The following is a 1,269-nucleotide window of genomic DNA, read 5'->3' on the forward strand; positions in this document are numbered from 1 at the left end:
CTTGGGCAGGTGGTGCAGGTCGGCCATGAGGAGCATGTTCTCCTCGCCGGTGATCAGCCCGTCGACGGCGGAGAACTGCCCGGTGACACCGATCGACGCGCGTACGGCCTGGGGGTCGGTGGTGAGGTCGTGGCCGCCGATCCGAATCTCACCGGAGCCGGGGCCGGGCGAGATGAGGGTGGAGAGGATCTTCACGGCGGTGGTCTTGCCGGCGCCGTTCGGGCCGAGCAGGGAGAAGATCGTGCCTTCCGGGACGGTCAGGTCGATGCCGTCCAGGACGGTCTTGTCGCCGTAGGACTTGCGCAGCCCGTTCGCCGCGATGGCCGGATTCGTCATGCTGGTGCTCCTTCGGAGGTTGCGGGTCAGAGGCTGCGGGCGGTGATGTCGCCCTGGGTGGTGGTCGCCTTGATGGTCAGACCGGGTGTGCCGGCGGTGTTCTTCAGTGCGTTGTCGATCCGGCCGTAGGTGGTGCCGGCGTCCAGGGAGGCCGAGACTCCGCGGGCGGCGCCGACGGTGATGCCGCCCTGCTGGGTGGTCAGCGTGAGCTGTCCGCGCACGGCCTCGGTGATGTGCAGGTCGCCCTGCTGGGTGCTGATCTCGCCGGGGCCGTTCAGCCGGCCGACCGTGATGGTGGCGTCGTGGCCGGTGAGGCGGGCGCTTGCGGCCTCGTCGAGCTTGACCGAGCCGTGGCCGCCGTCGAAGGCGACATCGCCGAGACGTCCCACGCCGCGGAACTCGGCGGCGCCTGCCTTCGCTTCGACGCGGGAGCCGGCGGGCAGCTGGACGGTGACCTCGACGGAACCGGAGTTGCCGAGGATCCGGCTCTGCGCCTCCGGGGTCCGGACGCGCAGGACGCCGTCGGTGTAGGTGACTTCGGTCTGTTCGGCCGTCTTCACGTCGCGGCTCTTGGAGGGGTTGGCGGGCCGGACCTCGACGGTGGTGTCGGTGCGGTCGGCGGCGATGAACTGGATGCGCCCTGCGGGGATGTCGAGGATGGCGGAGACGGGGGCGGGGGTGTCGAACTTCTGCATCGTGCGCTCCTTCAGTGCGGGTTTCCGATGATGGAAACGCTACGTTGCATTCAAGGAGTAGGCAATGAGTTCGTTGCGCGCAATCCCTATAAGTGCAGGTGGACGGCATGTTTTTGTTGCAATGGCTCTCGAAGCTAATGCAACAGCTTGACCTCATTCGTTGCAACGGATTGAGAGTGAACGCTATGCCGGGGGTGTTGCGGCCCCAAAAGAGAGACGGGGTGGGAACGCCAAAACG

At 67.2% G+C, this 1,269-nt stretch carries 2 protein-coding genes; both read right to left on the reverse strand.

Going from position 1 to position 1,269, the window contains the following annotated elements:
• On the reverse strand, positions 1-336 hold a 336-nt coding region (locus ACFWFI_RS42705), incomplete at its 3' end, for an ATP-binding cassette domain-containing protein (RefSeq protein WP_387401374.1).
• 26 nt (positions 337-362) lie between these two features.
• Positions 363-1,031, reverse strand: a complete 669-nt coding sequence (locus ACFWFI_RS42710; protein ID WP_387401376.1) for a DUF4097 family beta strand repeat-containing protein — start codon at positions 1,029-1,031, stop codon at positions 363-365.
• Positions 1,032-1,269: the final 238 nt, after the last annotated feature.

The sequence above is a fragment of the Streptomyces sp. NPDC060209 genome, assembly GCF_042728155.1.
Classification (GTDB): Bacteria; Actinomycetota; Actinomycetes; order Streptomycetales; family Streptomycetaceae; genus Streptomyces.